The organism is Polyangiaceae bacterium, from assembly GCA_020633235.1.
In the GTDB taxonomy this organism is placed as follows: Bacteria; Myxococcota_A; Polyangia; order Polyangiales; family Polyangiaceae; genus JACKEA01.
The window spans coordinates 234108-251159 of record JACKEA010000006.1 but is presented as its reverse complement, the minus strand read 5'-3'; the positions used below and the strand labels follow the sequence as shown (position 1 = coordinate 251159).

The following is a 17052-nucleotide window of genomic DNA, read 5'->3' as shown; positions in this document are numbered from 1 at the left end:
CGGCCGGAGAAGGGCATAGAAGTACCAGCACATGGCAATGGGGCGACGATTCAGCCGCGAGCCGCGAGGTCCGCAAATCCGTATCAACCACCGCATTCGCGTGCCCGAGGTCCGGGTCGTGGCCGAGGATGGCGAGAACCTCGGCGTCATGGCGACGGAAGATGCCCTCAAGCGTGCCCGGGAGAAGGGCCTCGACTTGGTCGAGGTGAACCCGAAGAGCATGCCTCCCGTCTGCAAGATCCTCGACTTCGGCAAGTACAAGTACGAGGAGAAGAAGAAGCAGCGGGAAGCCAAGCGCAAGCAGACCGTCGTGGAGGTGAAGGAGATCAAGCTTCGCCCCAAGACGGACGACCACGACTTGAACGTGAAGGTTCGGGCGGCGCGCAAGTTCATCGAGGGTGGCAACAAGGTGAAGGTCACCTGCCGTTTCCGTGGTCGCGAGATCACCCACCCCGAGATCGCGCACAAGCAGCTGACCTACATTCTCGAGAACCTCGACGACATCGCTCACGTGGAGCAATCCCCGGCGATGGAGGGCCGCACCATGGCCCTGACGGTAGCGCCGCGGCCCGCCGTGATGCAGCGCATCGCCAACGAGCGCGCCAAGCGCGAGGCAGAGGAGGAGGGCAGCGCCGAGGGCAGCTCCGCCAGCCACTCCGTGCCGGACAACGAAGCTCCCGCGCAGCCCGAAGACTCCGCCTGATCTCGGGGCGCGACGGGTATCGCGCCGAACCAACATTCTGATTTTCTTGTTGGTTCGGCGCGGAAGCTCGCGAGTCTCCCTGCCGCGTCGCCATGGGCGTCATCATCCCCGCCAAGGTCGCCTGCGCTTGCCCCCGACAGGGGTCCGACCGCTCGCGTTCGGCATCGAGGAACGGCACGCCCTCGGGCCGGCGGCCCTCGACGAGCGGCTGGCCCAGACCCCCGGTCCCTGGGTCGTCGACGAGCGCAGCGGGGACGTCGTCGCGTCGCCCATGGGCATGCTCGTGCGTACCTCCGGAACGACAGTGACCCTCGGCGGCGCAAACCCCGGCGGGCCCCGGTACCACGTGCGCTTGGACGACGAGCGCGTGACGCCGGCACGCACGGGAAACGACGATCCGCCGCTCGAAAGCCTGAAGGTGGAGTGGCGCCCCTTCCCGCCGACGTTTCTGGAGTCGACGCGTCGATCCCTCGCGAACCTGATCGCCGCGGCCCGAGCCACGGGGCACCCCGTGTCACTGTGCGATCGCTTCGGCGTGGCGCTCGACGTCCCCGGGGACTGACCGGCGTCCGCCCTGACTCGGCGGGCTACGCTCCCTCTGCCAGGTCGACACCGTCGTAGATGTCGCCCAGTGTGAGGGTGCCATCGAGACCGGTCAAAGCGATGCGGGAGTCCAGCGTCGTGTGCGTGGCGACGATCCACTCACCACCTTCGGCACGCCGGTAGTGATCAATCCGGCGTTCACGATGGGAAACGATCACGTAGTCGCGTAGCTCGGGGATGCTCTGATAGTTGACGAACTTCTTGCCGCGGTCGTAGTCCTCCGTAGAGTCCGACGTTACTTCCACGACGACCATAGGATTGAGGATCGACGCCGGCGGGCCCGACTTGTATCGGCGCTCACCGCACGCTACGAGCACGTCCGCGTACGTGTAGAGGCCAGTGGTAGGGACGTGGATACGCTGATCGCTCGTCAACGTCACGCAGGGTTTGCCCCGCGACAACGCTCGCAACGAGGCGGTCATGTTCGCCGCAAGCGCGTTGTGTGCCGGGGAGGCTCCTGCCATCGCGACGATGGCGCCATCGACGAACTCGTGCTTCGTGTCGCTCGCGGCCTCGAGCGCGAGGTACTCGACTTCGGTGAAGACCGTCGGCGCGCGTGAAACCATGCGTGTGAACACTACCACGCAGGAAGCTTCGGGGCAGCGGGAGGGCTGGGCCCTGACGACTCCGTCGGAGCTCGCAGCGCGACGGGTATCGCGCCGAACCAACATTCTGATTTTCCTGTTGGCTCGGCGCGGAATCCCGCGGCCGTCGTCCGGCCGTTTGACGCGCTCGCGAACGAGATGAGCGATCCCAGGCGCGGACTTCGGTGTGGAGGCGAGCTCGGAGGCCCCGGACTGCGCCAGTAGGAGTTAAGCTGCGCGGGCTCATGGCTGCCCGCTCGGCGATGGAGAGCAGCGTGCTCGAGGTGGCGTCAGCCCTCTTGGAGGAGGGCGCGGACGCAGACCAGGTGCGTGAAGACACCATGCGCAATGTGGTGTCGGCCTGGGCCGAGAGCCACCAGCAAGAGCTGCCGAAGGCGCTCCGGCTGCTTCCGAGCGTCGAGCGACACGACACTCTGGTGGATGCCTTCGCAAAGGAGCCCGTGGAAGCCGTGGGCGGCGCCTACGAGCTGCTCGTGGCTCACTCCGTGAAGGACGGCCGCTGGGTGCGCACGCGAGCGCGGAAGCAGAGCGGCAGCTTCTACACGCCGCCGGCGGTGGCCGCGCGCGTCGCGCGCGAAGCGCTGACACCACGGGCAGCGGAGATCGCGGCGCTGCCCGAAAGCGAGCGGCGCGCCGCGTGGCTCGCCACACGGGTGTGCGACCCCGCGGCGGGCGCCGGCGTGTTCCTGCTCGCGGCGCTGGGCGTCATCGCGGCCGAGAGCGGCGCGCCGACCGCCGCCGTCGCGCGCTCTTGCTTGTTCGGCGTGGACAAGAGCGCCCTGGCCGTCGCCGTGGCCGAGGCCTCGGTGGCGCTGGCCGCGGGCGCAGTGCCACGCCTCGCGGTGGGCGACGCGCTGGTCGGCGCGCCGCCCGGTCCGGCGCGCACGCTATTTCCGACCGGCGGCTTCGACTGGCGCGCCGCCTTCCCCGACGCCGCGGACGGCTTCCACGTGGTGATCGGCAATCCGCCCTGGATCGCCTACGCCGGGCGCGCCGCACAGCCCCTCGCGCCGGAGCTCCGCGCGTACTTCCGCGAGCACTACCGCACGCTGCGCGGCTATCCCACGCTGCACGGCTTGTTCGTCGAGCGCGCTGCGGCCCTCGCGCCCCGCGGAACCATCGCCCTCATCGTCCCGAGCCCACTTTCGGATCTGGACGGCTATCGCCCCGTGCGACACGTCCTCGCGGAGAGTCACACCCCGCGGGAGCCGCTGCTCGAGCTCGGCCAGGACGCCTTCGTCGGGGTCACGCAGCCGTGCATCGTCCTGATCGCCGACCCCGGAGCGGACCCGCGGGGCGGCGATCGCGCCTGGCGTCTGGTGGAGCGGCAGCGAAGCGCCGCCCAGGCCGCGGAGGTGAGCGTCCCCGCGGCGTTGTCACGTCTCGCCGAGCGCGCGCCGCTGCCCGCCGAGCTGTTCGGCGAGATGGGCTTTCAGAGCAGCGGCGAAGTGTCGCGCCGGCTGTTCCGGCGCGCGGATGCCCCCGACGCACTGCACGACTATCCGCTGCTCGAGGGGCGGAACGTGCACGAGTTCCGTCAAGACGCGCCGCGCCTCTACCTGCACCGCGACGCGGACGTCCTCGCGCGCTCGCGCTGCCGCGTCCGCCCCTTGGACGACTATCGCCGCGCGCGTTTCGTGATCCGCCAAACCGCCGCGTGGCCCATCGCGGCGCTCCACGGCGGGCTGCCCTTTCGCAACAGCTTGCTGGCCGGCTTCGCCCACGACGCCTTCGCGCCGGAGCTCGTGGTCGCGCTGCTCAACAGCGCCCTTTACCGCGCGCTGCACCTCGCCGCGCGCCGCGACGCGCGCCAGGCCGCGTTCCCGCAGATGAAGGTCGCCCACCTCCGCGCCCTGCCCGCGCCCCCCAGCGACCCCGAGCGCCACGCGCGCCTCTCCGATTTGTGCCGCCGCGCCACCGCTTCCGGCATCGACACCGCACTGCGCCGCGAGCTCGACGCCGTGGTCTTCGATCTGTTCGACATCGGCGACGCCCGCAACGAGATCCTGACGTTCCTCGCCGCCCGCGCCCCGAAGCTCGCGAAGCTCTGATCTACGTCTTCTTGTTGGTCCGCCGCGAGCCACTCCGGGCCCGACCGCCTTGGGCATCGCGAAGCGCGTTCGAAGGAAGGGCCCCTCGCGTCGCCGCACCCTGGTCACGATCCGCGACAACACGCCAGCGACCAGCGTGGAGTCCATCGCACACACCGCGCCCGGCCAACCATGGCGCCCGCGTTCCGCGAGGTTCCGCGTGGAGCCAACAAGCAATCCGCAAGCCCCCGGGACACCGCCGAGTCACCGTCGATCGGGCTCAGCAAGCCCACGACGAGCGACGGCACACCCGCGCGCGACAAGCCTCGCGCAGCGAGTCGCATTCCCGCGACGAGCGAAGCGGAGCGAGTCGCGTCGGGGGTTTGGGGGCTTGCCAGCGAACCACTCGCTCGCGCGAAGGCTGCTGGGGCTGGGGCCCCGGCAGCTGAAACCCCTTAGTCCGACTTTGGCACGATCAGATCACGTCTCGGAACTGAGAGGTGAGTGGGAACACCGGCCGGGACCGGCGCCGGCTGGGTGCTCTTTGGAACTATCGCCACACGCGAGTCTGCGTTGCGGCGAGCGGAGCGAGCCCACGACGAGCGACCGCGAAGCGGAGCGAGTCGCGTCGGGGGTTTGGGGGCTTGCCAGCGAACCACTCGCTCGCGCGAAGGCTGCTGGGGCTGGGGCCCCGGCAGCTGGAACCCCTTAGTCCGACTTTGGCACGATCAGATCACGTCTCGGAACTGAGAGGTGAGTGGGAACACCGGCCGGGACCGGCGCCGGCTGGGTGCTCTTTGGAACTATCGCCACACGCGAGTCTGCGTTGCGGCGAGCGGAGCGAGCCCGCGACGAGCGACCGCGAAGCGGAGCGAGTCGCGTCGGGGGTTTTGGGGCTTGCCCCCAAGGAGGATTACGGTGGGGGTGGGCGGGTGGGACTATGAAAAGTGGAGCCGAGGGGGATCGAACCCTGACCTCCTGACTGCCAGTCAGGCGCTCTCCCAGCTGAGCTACGGCCCCGGGAAGGGCGCGGAGCCTGACACAGCTCCGGCCAAAATGCGAGCGGCTTTTCGAGCTATCGTGCTTCCCGACCGGGAAGCCCTAGCTGCCTCAACCGCCGGTTGGGCGCCCGCCAGTTGGGCGCCCTGCGGGCATTCGCCCAGGCATGGGGGCGGGCGTGGGTGTGGGGGCCGCCTGCTCGGGCGCCGGAGCCGGGGGCTCCTCCTGCTGCACCTTGGCCGCAGCAGCCTTGCTGAGCTCGTCCGCGGTCTTGCCCGCTGGACGAGTCGCGATCCAGAAGATGGCGGCAGTCAAGAACAGCACGACACCGAGCAACGGCATCCACAACGGCGTGCGCGGCTCGTCAGGCTCGAGCTCGTCCGGGTGACTGGCAAGAACCGCTTCGTCGTGTGCCATGATCGCGTCTTAGCATCGCTTCCCCGGCGCCGCACCAGCGTGAAATTTGCGTCGTCATTTCGCGACGGTTGGATGTCGTGGCAGGCGGCTCCGAGGAGAGTACCATCGCGGAGACCGTGACGACTCTTCACTTCGGCGTGGTGGCGAACCCCGAGCAGGCTCGTGAAGCCTTGGCCCAGTTCTGCGGCGACCTCGAGCGCGCGACGGGAATGTCCATCCAACCGAAGGCGGCGGAGAGCTACTCCGCCTTGGTGAACGGCGTGAGGCAAGGCGAGATCGACATCGCTTGGGCTCCGCCGCTGGTCGCCGTGGAGCTCGAGGATCAGAAACTCGCCAGCTCCGTGGCCGTCGTGCAGCGTACGCAGCGTTCGGGGTACTACTGCGCCGTCTTCGTCAGAGCCAGCTCCAGCATCAAGAAGCCCGAAGACCTCCACGGCGCGCGGCCCGCGTGGGTCACCCGAGAGAGCGCTTCCGGCTACGTGGTCCCACGCTGGCACCTGCGCTCCCTGGGCATCGATCTGGACGCGGCATTCCGCGACGAGCAGTTCTTGGGCAGCCACGAGGCCGTGCTCGAGGCCGTGCTGGAAGGCCGCGCGGACACCGGCGCCACGCACGTGGGGCTCGACCCCGTCACGGGCAAGCTGAAGACCGCCCCCTGGCTTTCGGAGTCCGCAGCCGTTGGTGCCGTCCGCGTCATCCTCTTGATCGGACCGATCCCGGGCGACGTGCTGATGGCGAGCACGCGTCTGTCGCCCACGGCCCAGCGCCAGCTCACCGCGGCGTTCTTGTCCCTCCGGGGCGAGATCGCGCTGTTCGAAGCCAGTCGCTTCGATCCGGTGCCGGACGGTCATTTCACCATGCTGCGCAAGCTGTCCCGCTATTCGGAAACCCGTAGCTGAAGCCTCGGCTTGACCGCTCCCTCCGCCGAGCCCTAGGCTCCGTTTTCGCGCGCAAGGACGATGGCCCAGCAGCAACAGCGTTATCGAGTCATCGAGAAGATCGCCTCTGGCGGCATGGCCGAGGTGTTCCGCGCGGAGAGCGCGGGTCTCGAAGGCTTCAAGAAGACCGTCGCCATCAAACGCGTTCTTCCGCACCTCGCCGAGAAGAAGCAGTTCATGGGGATGTTCCTCGACGAGGCGCGGCTGTCGGCGCACTTGTCGCATTCCAACTGCGTTCAGGTGTTCGACATCGGCGTCGGCGACGACACCTTCTTCATCGTCATGGAGTACGTCGATGGCGCCGACCTCAAGGCGATCATCGAGTACAGCCGTAAGCACAGCCAGGCGATTCCGCCCGGCGTGGCCTGCCTCATCTGCGTACGCATCTGCGAGGGCCTCGCCTACGCCCACGAGCTGATGGACGCCAAGGGCAACAACCTCCACATCGTCCATCGCGACATGTCGCCGCCGAACGTGCTCATCACGCGGCACGGCGAGGTCAAGATCGTGGACTTTGGCCTGGCCAAAGCCAATAGCCAGCTCGAGAAGAGCGAGCCCGGCATCATCAAGGGCAAGTTCAGCTACCTGTCGCCGGAGGCCGCCCTGGGCCAGCCCGTCGACGGCCGCACGGACATCTTTGCCGTGGGCATCATCTTGTGGGAGCTGCTCGCAGGCCGACGTCTGTTCCAGGGCGAGACGGACCTGGAGACGGTACGCCAGGTACAGTCCGCACGGGTTCCGCCCATCCGACAGCTGAACCCCGCCGTGTCTCCGGATCTGGAAGCGGTGATCGCGAAGTCGCTGGCGCAGGATCCGACGGCCCGTTACCAGTCCGCGCGGGACCTCGGGCGAGACCTGAACGCGGTGCTCTTTGGCCTCGGAAGCCCCGTTTCTTCCTTCGACATCGCGGCTTTGGTGGAGCCCGTCGTCAAGAAGCGCCAGACCGATGCGGCCCGCAAGGCCAACAAGAAGTCGATCATCGGCTCCCTCATCGAGCAAGCGCTCTTCGAGTTCACCTCACTGCAAGAGGGCAGTGAAGATCGCTCCTCGGCGGACATCGGTTCGGCGCCCCTCAATCTGGGAATGGACTGGGCAGAGGATCTGGGGCTCGGCTCCAGCGTGCAGAACCCCGTGCCCTCGGAGCAAGGCTTCGAGCTGGGAAATCTCGCCGCCTTGGAAGACGAGAACATGCGGCAAGAGCACTACCCGTCGGCCCCTGCGTCAGCGCCGGTCTCGGTGCCCCATCCGATACCTCAGTCCGAGCCGCATCCGATGCCGGCTTCCGCGCCGGGCCAACAGCTCCCGCCTCCCATCAGTCAAGGGGAGCTACCCCAGAAGAAGGGCGGCAAGGGCGGGATCATCGCGTTGCTCTTGGTGCTGCTCCTGGTCGCCGGTGCCGTGGGCGCGTACTTCGCGGGACTGATTCCACCCGGAATCATCCCGGAGAACCTGCTGCCGCCGCGCTGAGCGTCAGCGGAAGTTTCCCCACTGCAGCACGCAGCGCCCGCCTTCGCAGGCGGCCCGCGTCATGCACCCGCGCTCGGTGCACACGGAGCGGCTGCAGTCGCCACGGTCGTACTGACGCTCTGCATCTGCTACGTGCGCGTTGTTGACGGTGACCACGCTGCCGCCGTTGCAGACGTCGCAGCAGGTCGTCTGCACCAGCGTGCATTCGCTGGATTCGGAGCAAGTGCGCCAATCGTCCGGGGCATTCGGGTCGACGGCCTTGGTGACCCACGCGGGTTCGTTTCCTGGCGGGGTGGGCCCGGGTTGCATGGGAGGCGAGGAAACCGGCGTATCGGGGCTCGCGGTGGGCGGCGCGCTCGGCGTGGCGGCGCCCGAGGGGGGCGGTGCGCTCTGACACGCGACCAACAGCAGAGAGAAGACGACGCAGCGCATGCGGACCGCTTGGCCCGCCGCGCGACGGGTGTCAAGCCCGGGACAAGCGCTCGGCGAGGCGCATTGCCGCGATCATGCCGTTTTCGTCCGCACGGCCTTGCCATGCGATGTCGTAGCCCGTGCCGTGATCCACGCTGGTGCGTACCACGGACAAACCGAGCGTGACGTTCACCGCGGAACCGAACGCGACGAGCTTGGTCGGGATCGTCGCTTGGTCGTGATACATGGCGACGACACCGTGCACGTGACCGGCGTGGGCGCGACGAAAAGCCGTCTCGGCGCCGATGGGCCCCACGAGCTCCACGCTTCGGAGGCTTCGGCGAGCGGCGCGCATGCCCGGGACGATGGCCTTCTGCTCTTCCGTTCCGAGCAGCTCCCCTTCTCCCGCGTGGGGGTTGAGGGACGCGACGGCGATGCGCGGGCGCGGAGTGCCGAGGCGCTGGAGCATGTGCGCCAGCTCGACGGTGGCGACCCGCACCTTGCTGGCGTCCACGCGGCGCGGCACTTTGGAGAGCGGCAGGTGCGTGGTGACCAGACTGGTGGCGAAGGTGGGCGCGACGAAGCACATCACGCTGTACGAAGCGCCGTCGCGCTTTTCGAGCCACTCCGTGTGACCGCGGAAGCTTGCCGCGCCGCGCACGGCGGAGCGGGCGATGGCGACTTTGCTCACCGGACCGGTGCACAGGGCGCGACGCGGCGCCGCGCGCACCAGGTCGTAGGCGGCGTCGATCCAGGCGAGCTGGGCGCGCCCGCCTTGGCGCGTCGGCCGCTGGCGATCGCGCTCCGAAAGCTCCGGCCCCACGTGCTGGATCCAGATCTTGCCGGCGCCCCGCGACGCCGGACCGAAGTCCGCGAAGCGACTCTCCGCTACGCCACACAGCCGAGCTGCGGCCAGAATGGTTCCGCGGTCTCCCACCAAAACCCGAGGGATTCGGCTGAGGCGGGCAGCGGCGCGGACGCTCACCTCCGGGCCGATTCCCGCCGGGCAGCCGATGCTCACGACGATCATGTGTCGTCCGGCGCGCGCAGCTTGTAGCCGGCACCGCGCAGCGTTTCCAGCGGCAGCGCGTCGCCGAGCTTCGCTCGCAAGCGGCGCACGTGGATGTCCACGGTGCGCGGACCACCCTCGTAGCGGTTGCCCCACACGTTCGCGAGCAAGTGCTCGCGGGAGAGCACCTTGCCGCGGCGATCGCAGAGATAGGCGAGCAGCGCGAACTCCTTGGCGGTGAGCGAAATCGGGCGACCGTCGACCGACACCTCGTGGGCGGCCTTGTCCACCACGATGCCGCCGACCTTGTGGCGCTCCTCCGAAGCGAACTCGCTGCGACGCCACTCCAGCGAGCGGATCCGCGCGTAGAGCTCCTCCGGAACGTAGGGGTTCATGACGAAGTCGTCGAAGCCGGAAGCCGGATCCACTCGCGCGACCTGGCCCACGCTCACGGCGATGAGCGCCCCCACTCCGTCGAAGTAGTGCTCCTTGCGCACCGCCCTGAGCGCTGCGATGGCCAGGTCCGGGCGATCCAAGGCCTCGAACACCAGGGCGCGGGCGGAGATCCCGCATTCGTCGTCCTCGTCCTCGATCAGGTTCACGGGATCGTCCCACAGATCCAGCGTGCGTACGGTGGCGCCCAGCTGGCGCAGTACGGACGCAGCGCCGTCCTCCCGCTCCAGCAGCGGGCCGTGTCCGATCACGCCGATGAACGCGCGGGCTCGGCTGCGGACGACCTCACCCGATCTCGGTGCCACCGACGGTGATCCGCGCGATCTTGATCGTCGGGCAGCCGACCCCCACCGGTACGCTCTGACCATCCTTGCCGCAGGTCCAGATGCCGTCGGACACCTCGAGATCGTTGCCGAGCATGGTCACCTGGTTGAGCGTGTCCGGACCGTTGCCGATCAGATTCACGCCCTTGAGGGGCGCGGTGAGCTTTCCGTCTTCAATCAGGTAGCTCTCGGTCAGAGAGAAGACGAAATCCCCATTGGAGATGTCCACCTGACCACCGCCGAAGGTCTTGGCGTACACGCCGCGCTTGACGCTGCGGACGATCTCTTCGGGATCGTGCGGCCCCGCCAGCAGCACGGTGTTCGTCATGCGCGGCATTGGCGCGCACTGAAAGCTCTCCCGTCGCCCGTTACCGGAGGGCGTAACGCCGAAATGCTTGGCCGAGATGCGATCTTGCATGTAGCCGCGAAGCTTGCCGTTCTCGATCAATACGCTGCGGTGAGGCTCGAGCCCTTCGTCGTCCACGTTGATGGAACCGCGGCTCTGGGAGAAGGTCGGATCGTCCACCACCGTGCACAGCTCACTGGCCACGTCTTCACCCACGCGACCGGTGTAGTTGCTGGTGCCCTTGCGATTGAAGTCCGCTTCCAGACCGTGACCGACGGCCTCGTGCAGCAGCACGCCGCTGTCCCCCGGCGCCAGCACTACCTCGAGCTGGCCGGCGGGCGCTTGCCGCGCATCCAACATGGTCAGCGCTTGTCGCGCCGCGCGCTCCGCATGCCACTCCGGGCTCTTGTCCCCGAAGTAGCCCAAGGTCATGCGACCACCGCCGCCGCTGCGCCCCGACTCGCGACGCCCACCGTCCTCCGCCAGGGCGCTCACGCCGAAACGCATCATCGGTTGCACGTCGTGGATGAAGCGGCCGTCACTGGTGGCGATCAAGATCTCACGCACCTCTTCGGCGAAAGACGCCTCCACCTTCACGATCTTGGGGTCGTGAGCCAGAGCGGCCTTGCTGGCGCGCTCGAGCAGCGAGCGTTTGTCGAGGCCGGGGGCGTCGATCGTGGGCGCATCGAGCTCATAGCGTTGAGGCAACACGATGGGGTCCAAGCGCTGAGGCGCCGGCGAGCCCCCACCCGTCGCGATGCGTGCCGCCGTCTCGGCCGCTCGTTTCATCGCCTCCCAGGTCAAGTCCTCCACGTAGGCGTAGCCCGTGGCGTCCCCCCGCTGGACCCGCACGCCCAGACCGAGGGCCACGCCCCGGGTGGCACTGCGGGTGATGCCCTCCTCGAAAGCCATGCCTCCGGCGGCCCGGTACTCGAAGAACAGGTCGGCGTACTCCCCACCACGGGACAGGGCGATCTCGAGCAGCTTGCGGCAGATCTCGGTGTCGATTTCCTGCGCCCCACCGGGAGCGAAGGGGGCACGGTAGGTGGCGCTGGCGGTCGGCATCAGAGGGACCATGCTCCGGCCGGCACGCCTCCGCAAGGGCACCCCGGGCCTGGGAATTTGCGCCCCGATCTCGTCGTTTGGAGGGCGGGGCACTATGCTCCCGCGCGATGAGCACCCACGGCCTGCTCCTGCTGGTTCATGTGATCGCCAATCTGGTGTGGATCGGCTCGATCCTCGCGGTGGCCGTTGCCTTGGTGGGCAGCGCGGAGCCGAAGATCCGAGGTCAGATCGGCCGCAACATCTACCGAAAGCTGGCCGCCCCGGCCTTCGGCGTCTCGTTCTTGGCAGCGTTGGCCCTCCTTTTCCTGAACCTGAAGCTCTATTTCGTCCAGACCCACTGGATGCATGGCAAACTCCCGCTGGCCTTGGCCGTGATCGCCCTGCACCACGTGATCGGCGCCCGGGCCAAGGCCCTGGAGAGCGGAAAGCGTAGTGAGGCCGGGCCCATAGCTGCCCTGGGCGGTGCCCTCTTCGTGTGCGCTCTGGGGGCCGCCGCCCTGGTCATCCTCAAGCCCTTCTGAGGCTGAGCGTTTCTTGACCAAACCCCCCGTTATCGCGTAGGATTTGGCGCTCCCTCGTCTCTGATCACCGTCGCTCGTAAGGGCGCGCGGCATCGTCGTGTCTACCGATCGCGAGAAGATCATCCAGGCCGCCCAGAAGTGGGTCGACAAGAAACGGTATGACCGGGCGGTAGAGGAGTATCAAAAGATCGTCGCGCAGGATCCGAACGACGCGCGCACGCTCCTCAAGATCGGTGACCTGCAAGCTCGCATGCAGGCGTACCCCGAAGCGATCGCCACCTACGATCGAGTCGGCGAGTACTACGCCTCCCAGGGCTTCGCGCTCAAGGCGATCGCCGTCTACAAACAGATCCGCGAGCTGATTCGCAAGCACGCGCCCCACCTCGCGGACCGCTACGGGCACTTGGTGCCGCGGCTGGCGGAAATCTACACGCAGCTGGGCCTCACCAGCGACGCGCTGCAGGCCTACGACGAGGTCGCCACCCGGCTCCAACGCGGAGGCCGAGACCGCGACGCCATCGACATCTTCCGCAAGATGGTCGAGCTCGATGCCAGCAACCCGCTGCCCCATTTGAGGCTCGCGGAGGCGTGCTGTCGAGTCCAGGCGCTGGACGACGCCATCGACGCGTTCTGGACGGCTGCGGAGCTGCTGCTCCAACTCGGCCGTCGCGACGACGCGCTCAAGGTCATCGAGCGCATCCTGCATTTCAAGGCCCAGCCGCGCTTCGCCAAGGTGGCCGCGGAGCTGTACCTCCAGCGCGGCACCCGCGAAGACGGCCTGCAAGCCCTGGCAAAGCTCCAGCTCTGCTTCCAGGCGGACCCCAAGGACCTCGAAACCCTGTCCCTTTTGGCGCAGGCCTTCACCCTCATCGACCAGCCGGAAAAGTCGATCGAGGTGTACAAGGAAATGGCGCGCATCGCCCGGGACGGGAACCAGATGGACCTGTTCCGGGAGCTGGTCGCACACCTGGTAGCGGTCGCCCCCAACGACGAGCAGGTCCGCGCGCTGTCCCAGGCGGAAGCGCCCGAGCCGGAACCCGTACACGAGCCATCGGCCGTCCACGTGGACGACGCCGACGTGGAGCTGATGGACGACGACGGCGCCATCGCGTCGGAGGAGCCGTTCGAGCTCCGGCCGAGCCACCCGGAGATGCGGCCGTTCCGGGGAAGCTCGCCGGACGTGGTGGTCGTGGACGACCAGGTCGAGGTCGCCGAGGAGCTCGTCGATCCCGACTCTCTGGACGCGCGCGCCCACGCTCGCAAGGCCGTGATCGACGCGGAGTCCTTCCGGCGTCTGCGCCTCTACTCCAAGGCCCTCGAGGTGATTCACATCGCCCTCGAGATCGATCCGGGCTCCACCGAGGTTCGCGAGAAGCTGCGCGAAATCCTGATCGAGAGCGGGGATCGCGACGGCGCCATCGGAGAGAGCATCACGCTGGCCGCCATCCACGCGGAGCAAGGGGATCCGGCCCGCGCCGAGGTGCTGCTCTACGAAGTGCTGGAGGCCGAGCCCAATCACGCCGCCGCGCTCGAGATGCTGGCAGCGCTCACGGGGGAAGCCACTCAAGCGGACTACGCCTGGAACCCCGATGAGGGTGGCTACGCCGAGCAGCAGTACGCCGACCAGGGCTACGAATACGGCGAGCAGCAACAGTACGCCGACCAGCAGCAAGGCTACGACCAGTATCAGGGCTACGAGTACCCCGAGCAGAGCTACGATCCCTACGCCGGCCAGACCTCGCCGGACGGCTACGACCCCAACGCGCCGCTGCCCTCGTACGATCTGGAAGAGGTGAGCGCCTCCAGCGCGATGGCCAGCGCCGAGCCGTTCACGGAAGATCAGGGTTACCCGCCCACGCAGGATCCCTTCGCCTCCGCGTCCATGGACGAACCGTTCGTGGAAGGCCCGTTGCCCTCGTTCCCCCTCGGGACAGAAGCCGTGGCCGAGGTGGACGAAGAGGAGATCGCCTACGGTCCGGAGGCGCCCACGTCCCAGGGGCTGCTGCAAGAAGAGACGAGCACCGAGCCAACCTCCGGCCAGGGCTCGGAAGCGGTGGAAGAGGCCCTGGAGGAGGCGGAGTTCTTCGGTGCGCGCGGCCTGTACGACGACGCCCGAGCCATCATCTCGGATCAGCTCGCCCGCACTCCGAACCACCCGCTGCTCATCGAGCGCCTGCGCGAGATCGACGGCGCCATTGCCGCGGCCGGCGAGAGCCGCACCATCGATCGCTCGCAGCTCGAGCCCGCAGCGATGCCCGCGGCCACGGAGCAAGACGACGGGGATCGCGCGTTCGACATCGCTGCGTCGCTGGAAGCGCTGGATCAGCTCGAGCCTGCCGACGCCCCGCCCGCGCAGAGCATCGGCGGCGACGACATCGACGTCGACCACGTGTTCGCCAAGTTCAAGGAAGGCGTCCGCGCACAGGTCGCCGAGAACGACAGCGCCACCCACTACGACCTGGGCGTGGCGTACAAGGAGATGGGGCTCCTGGGCGACGCCATCTCGGAGTTCGAGCTCGCCGCCAAGGATCCTTCGCGCGACTGCATGTGCTACGCGATGATCGGCATGATTCGCCTGGAGCGAACCGAGCTGGACGACGCCGCCAAGGCTTACATTCGAGCACTGGAATCGCCCCACAAGACGGTGGAGCAGGAGATGGCGCTCTACTACGACCTGGGCAACGTCTACGAGATGAAGAGCAGTCCGAAAGAGGCGCTCTACTACTTCCAGAAGATCGCGCGGCGCGATCCCGGCTACCGCGACGTGAGCGACCGCATCGCCGCGCTGTCGCCGGAGTCGCAAGCGCGTGAGTCCAGCGCCCGCGCCGTCAACGACGACGACGAGTTCGATCGCGTCTTCGACGACTTGTTCGAGTCCAAGTAGCCGTCTTCTTTTGTTGGTCCGCCGCGGCCCCGGCGGGCATCGTGCAGCGCGCTCGAGGGAGGGAGCTACGCGGACGCGCGATCCACGACCGCCAGCGCGGGGAGCCGCGGACGGATGAAGCGCACCAACTCCGCGACGAGCTCGTCCTGGCCCAGCTCCGCGTGCACCTGCTCCAGCGCTACCGCGAGGGGCTCGCGCGAGCGCCACAGCAGACGGAACGCTCGCTCCAAGGCCTTGCGCGAGGCGTCCGGCACGCCGAGCCGTTCGAGACCCACGCGATTGAGTGCGCGGACCCGCGCGCGGTCTCCCTGAGCGATCACGAACGGCGGGACGTCACGTTCCACTCGCGCGCCGCCCGCGACGAAACAGCCGCGGCCGAGCCGCACGAAGGGCGCGACCGCGACGTGGCCGCCACAGACGACACTTGGCTCCACCACGACGTGGCCGCCCAGGGTCGTGAGATTGGTGAGCACTGCGTCGCTTTCCACGACGCAGTCGTGCGCGACGTGCGCGCCGACCATCAGCAGGCACCGGTCCGCGATGCGCGTGCAGCCTCCGCCCTTCACGGTTCCGCGGTGGACCGACACCTGCTCTCGGAAAACGTTGCCATCTCCGATGGAGAGCAGCGTGGGCTCGCCGCGATAGCTGCGGTCTTGAGGCTCGGCCCCCAGGGTGGCATGGGGGAACACGCGATTGTCACGCCCGAGCGTGGTGGGGCCGAGGACGGACGCGTGCAGCAAGAGCTCGCTGCCGGCGCCGATCTTCACCTCCGGGCCCACGTAGCAGAACGGACCCACCACCACGTCGTGATCGAGCTCGGCTCCGGGCTCGACCACGGCGGTCGGGTGAATCTGCGTGGCCACGCCTCAGCCTTCTCGTTCCACGATGGAGGCGAGCAGCTCGCCCTGGGCGCACAGGGTTCCGTCGACCGTCGCTTCCCCCCTGAACTTCCAGACGTTGGTGCGATGCTGCAACACCTTCACGTGCAGGTCCAAGCGATCCCCGGGGGTGACGGTGTGGCGAAACTTCGCCTTGTCGATACCCAGGAAGTACATGAGGTGGCGGCTGGGATCGACGGGGTCCGAGGCATAGGTGAGGATGCCGCCGATCTGCGCCAGGGCCTCGACGATGAGCACGCCAGGCATGATGGGCCGGCCGGGGAAATGCCCGCTGGCCCAAGGCTCGTTCACGCTGACCATCTTGATGCCGCGAATATGCTCGTTCGGCACGATCTCAGTCACGCGATCGACCATCACGAAGGGATAGCGGTGGGGGAGGATCTCCAGGATCTCCTGGATGTCCAGCTCGAGGATCTTCGGGTTGGTCGTCATGAGCGTTTGGAGGAAAGCAGCGCCGCCATGCCGCGCAGCCAGCGCCAACGCGAAACGGCAGGGAATCCTGCCACGGTCGCCCCCGCTGGTATATCCCCGATGACGCCGGACTTGGCCGCGACGCTCGCGCCGGCGCCCACGCTCACGTGATCCTTGAAGCCGGCTTGCCCACCGACGATGGCTCCTTCGCCGAGCTCCACCGATCCGGCGAAGCCGACCTGTGCCGCAACCAGACAGCCAGCGTGGATGCGGACGTTGTGTCCGACGTGGACGTGCGCATCGAGCTTCGCGCCGGTGCCGATGAAGGTGGGCGAAAGCGTGCCCGCATCCACCGTGGACAGCGCGCCGATCTCCACGTCGTCCTCGATCACCACGCCGCCGAGCTGCGGAATGCGCCGCACGCGGCCCTCCGGCCCCGGCGCCCAGCCGAAGCCCGGGCGTCCGATCACGGCGTTCGGCCCGATCACCACCCGCGCGCCGATGCTGCTCCCCGTGCAGACCACGGCGTTTTCGCCAATCACCGAGTGAGGGCCGATGCTCACGCCGGTCTGCACCACGGCGCCCGGCCGCACCCGCGCGCTGGGATCCACCTCGGCGCCAACGGCCACCACTGCATCGCGCGACGAGGGGGGCGCCATGCGCTCCGCCGCCACTTCCGCGAGCAGCGTGGCCATCACCCATAGCGGGTGCTCGTGACGAAAGCGCCGCCCTTCGGGCAAGCGGGAAGCGAGCCCGGGAGTACACAGCAACACGCCACGCCCTGCCGCCGCCGGCGGAACCCAGCGAGCAGAGGCAACGACGACGAGATCCGACTCCCGGGTGTCGGCACCGGGCTCGGCCACGCGGGCCACTCGCCGCGCCGCCAGCTCCGGGTCGAGTGTGCCCCCCAGTTGCTCGGCTAGCTCGACGACTCCGACGGATGCCAGAAGGTCGACGCCGGGCACGAG

Annotated in this window: 16 protein-coding genes and 1 tRNA gene; 7 read left to right on the top strand and 10 right to left on the bottom strand. The window is 68.3% G+C overall.

The features are described 5' to 3' along the window. The first annotated feature begins 31 nt into the window (after positions 1-31). Positions 32-703 (top strand): translation initiation factor IF-3, encoded by a 672-nt coding sequence (locus H6717_30870; GenBank protein ID MCB9581474.1) that lies wholly within the window; start codon positions 32-34, stop codon positions 701-703. 127 nt (positions 704-830) lie between these two features. Next, positions 831-1265 carry a hypothetical protein gene (locus H6717_30865; protein ID MCB9581473.1) on the top strand — a complete coding sequence of 145 codons (435 nt, stop codon included), beginning with the start codon at positions 831-833 and terminating at the stop codon, positions 1263-1265. Positions 1266-1290: 25 nt separating this feature from the next. On the opposite strand, the gene H6717_30860 is transcribed toward H6717_30865, so the two are convergent. Then, positions 1291-1872 carry a Uma2 family endonuclease gene (locus tag H6717_30860; protein ID MCB9581472.1) on the bottom strand — a complete coding sequence of 194 codons (582 nt, stop codon included), beginning with the start codon at positions 1870-1872 and terminating at the stop codon, positions 1291-1293. Positions 1873-2135: 263 nt separating this feature from the next. On the opposite strand from H6717_30860, the gene H6717_30855 reads away from it, so the two are divergent. Next, positions 2136-3962 (top strand): N-6 DNA methylase, encoded by a 1827-nt coding sequence (locus H6717_30855; protein ID MCB9581471.1) that lies wholly within the window; start codon positions 2136-2138, stop codon positions 3960-3962. Between the two features lie 927 nt (positions 3963-4889). Here the strand turns inward: H6717_30855 and H6717_30850 are convergent. Both H6717_30850 and H6717_30845 read right to left on the bottom strand, forming a co-directional pair. Further along, positions 4890-4961 (bottom strand) — tRNA-Ala (locus tag H6717_30850). Positions 4962-5051: 90 nt separating this feature from the next. Then, entirely contained in the window at positions 5052-5357 is a 306-nt protein-coding gene (locus H6717_30845; GenBank protein ID MCB9581470.1) for a hypothetical protein, read from the bottom strand. 116 nt (positions 5358-5473) lie between these two features. On the opposite strand from H6717_30845, the gene phnD reads away from it, so the two are divergent. Next, positions 5474-6256 carry a phosphate/phosphite/phosphonate ABC transporter substrate-binding protein gene (gene phnD / locus H6717_30840; protein ID MCB9581469.1) on the top strand — a complete coding sequence of 261 codons (783 nt, stop codon included), beginning with the start codon at positions 5474-5476 and terminating at the stop codon, positions 6254-6256. Positions 6257-6316: 60 nt separating this feature from the next. Further along, positions 6317-7762, top strand: coding sequence for a protein kinase (locus tag H6717_30835; GenBank protein ID MCB9581468.1), 1446 nt, complete (start codon positions 6317-6319; stop codon positions 7760-7762). 3 nt (positions 7763-7765) lie between these two features. Here the strand turns inward: H6717_30835 and H6717_30830 are convergent, their stop codons facing one another. The 4 genes from H6717_30830 to tldD all read right to left on the bottom strand — a co-directional run bounded on the left by H6717_30830 (position 7766) and on the right by tldD (position 11369). Then, positions 7766-8194 (bottom strand): hypothetical protein, encoded by a 429-nt coding sequence (locus tag H6717_30830; GenBank protein MCB9581467.1) that lies wholly within the window; start codon positions 8192-8194, stop codon positions 7766-7768. 31 nt (positions 8195-8225) lie between these two features. After that, entirely contained in the window at positions 8226-9170 is a 945-nt protein-coding gene (locus H6717_30825) for a 4-hydroxythreonine-4-phosphate dehydrogenase PdxA (GenBank protein ID MCB9581466.1), read from the bottom strand. A 29-nt stretch (positions 9171-9199) separates the two neighbouring features. Further along, the gene (locus H6717_30820; protein ID MCB9581465.1) at positions 9200-9835 is read right to left on the bottom strand and encodes a response regulator transcription factor; all 636 of its coding nucleotides are present in this window, start codon (positions 9833-9835) and stop codon (positions 9200-9202) included. A gap of 85 nt (positions 9836-9920) precedes the next feature. Next, on the bottom strand, positions 9921-11369 hold the full coding sequence (tldD, locus tag H6717_30815; protein MCB9581464.1) for a metalloprotease TldD: 1449 nt from the start codon (positions 11367-11369) through the stop codon (positions 9921-9923). A 107-nt stretch (positions 11370-11476) separates the two neighbouring features. Here tldD and H6717_30810 point away from each other — a divergent pair, with 107 nt between their 5' ends. Together H6717_30810 and H6717_30805 are read left to right on the top strand one after the other, a co-directional pair. Continuing rightward, on the top strand, positions 11477-11890 hold the full coding sequence (locus H6717_30810) for a CopD family protein (GenBank protein MCB9581463.1): 414 nt from the start codon (positions 11477-11479) through the stop codon (positions 11888-11890). A gap of 97 nt (positions 11891-11987) precedes the next feature. After that, positions 11988-14774 (top strand): tetratricopeptide repeat protein, encoded by a 2787-nt coding sequence (locus H6717_30805; protein ID MCB9581462.1) that lies wholly within the window; start codon positions 11988-11990, stop codon positions 14772-14774. A 65-nt stretch (positions 14775-14839) separates the two neighbouring features. Here the strand turns inward: H6717_30805 and lpxA are convergent, their stop codons facing one another. Genes lpxA through H6717_30790 form a run of 3 tightly spaced genes read right to left on the bottom strand, consistent with a single transcriptional unit; the run spans position 14840 to position 17049 of the window. After that, positions 14840-15637 (bottom strand): acyl-ACP--UDP-N-acetylglucosamine O-acyltransferase, encoded by a 798-nt coding sequence (lpxA, locus tag H6717_30800; GenBank protein ID MCB9581461.1) that lies wholly within the window; start codon positions 15635-15637, stop codon positions 14840-14842. 3 nt (positions 15638-15640) lie between these two features. Beyond that, entirely contained in the window at positions 15641-16105 is a 465-nt protein-coding gene (gene fabZ, locus H6717_30795) for a 3-hydroxyacyl-ACP dehydratase FabZ (GenBank protein MCB9581460.1), read from the bottom strand. Continuing rightward, positions 16102-17049 (bottom strand): UDP-3-O-(3-hydroxymyristoyl)glucosamine N-acyltransferase, encoded by a 948-nt coding sequence (locus H6717_30790; GenBank protein ID MCB9581459.1) that lies wholly within the window; start codon positions 17047-17049, stop codon positions 16102-16104. Before H6717_30790 ends, fabZ begins: the two co-directional genes overlap by 4 nt. Positions 17050-17052: the final 3 nt, after the last annotated feature.

Excerpts from the sequence above, each read along its gene's own strand:
- H6717_30870 (MCB9581474.1), top strand. The coding sequence starts at position 32 with ATGGCAATGGGGCGACGATTCAGCCGCGAGCCGCGAGGTCCGCAAATC.
- H6717_30860 (MCB9581472.1), bottom strand. The coding sequence starts at position 1,872 with ATGGTTTCACGCGCGCCGACGGTCTTCACCGAAGTCGAGTACCTCGCG.
- H6717_30855 (MCB9581471.1), top strand. The coding sequence starts at position 2,136 with ATGGCTGCCCGCTCGGCGATGGAGAGCAGCGTGCTCGAGGTGGCGTCA.
- H6717_30845 (MCB9581470.1), bottom strand. The coding sequence starts at position 5,357 with ATGGCACACGACGAAGCGGTTCTTGCCAGTCACCCGGACGAGCTCGAG.
- H6717_30835 (MCB9581468.1), top strand. The coding sequence starts at position 6,317 with ATGGCCCAGCAGCAACAGCGTTATCGAGTCATCGAGAAGATCGCCTCT.
- H6717_30830 (MCB9581467.1), bottom strand. The coding sequence starts at position 8,194 with ATGCGCTGCGTCGTCTTCTCTCTGCTGTTGGTCGCGTGTCAGAGCGCA.
- tldD (MCB9581464.1), bottom strand. The coding sequence starts at position 11,369 with ATGCCGACCGCCAGCGCCACCTACCGTGCCCCCTTCGCTCCCGGTGGG.
- H6717_30810 (MCB9581463.1), top strand. The coding sequence starts at position 11,477 with ATGAGCACCCACGGCCTGCTCCTGCTGGTTCATGTGATCGCCAATCTG.
- fabZ (MCB9581460.1), bottom strand. The coding sequence starts at position 16,105 with ATGACGACCAACCCGAAGATCCTCGAGCTGGACATCCAGGAGATCCTG.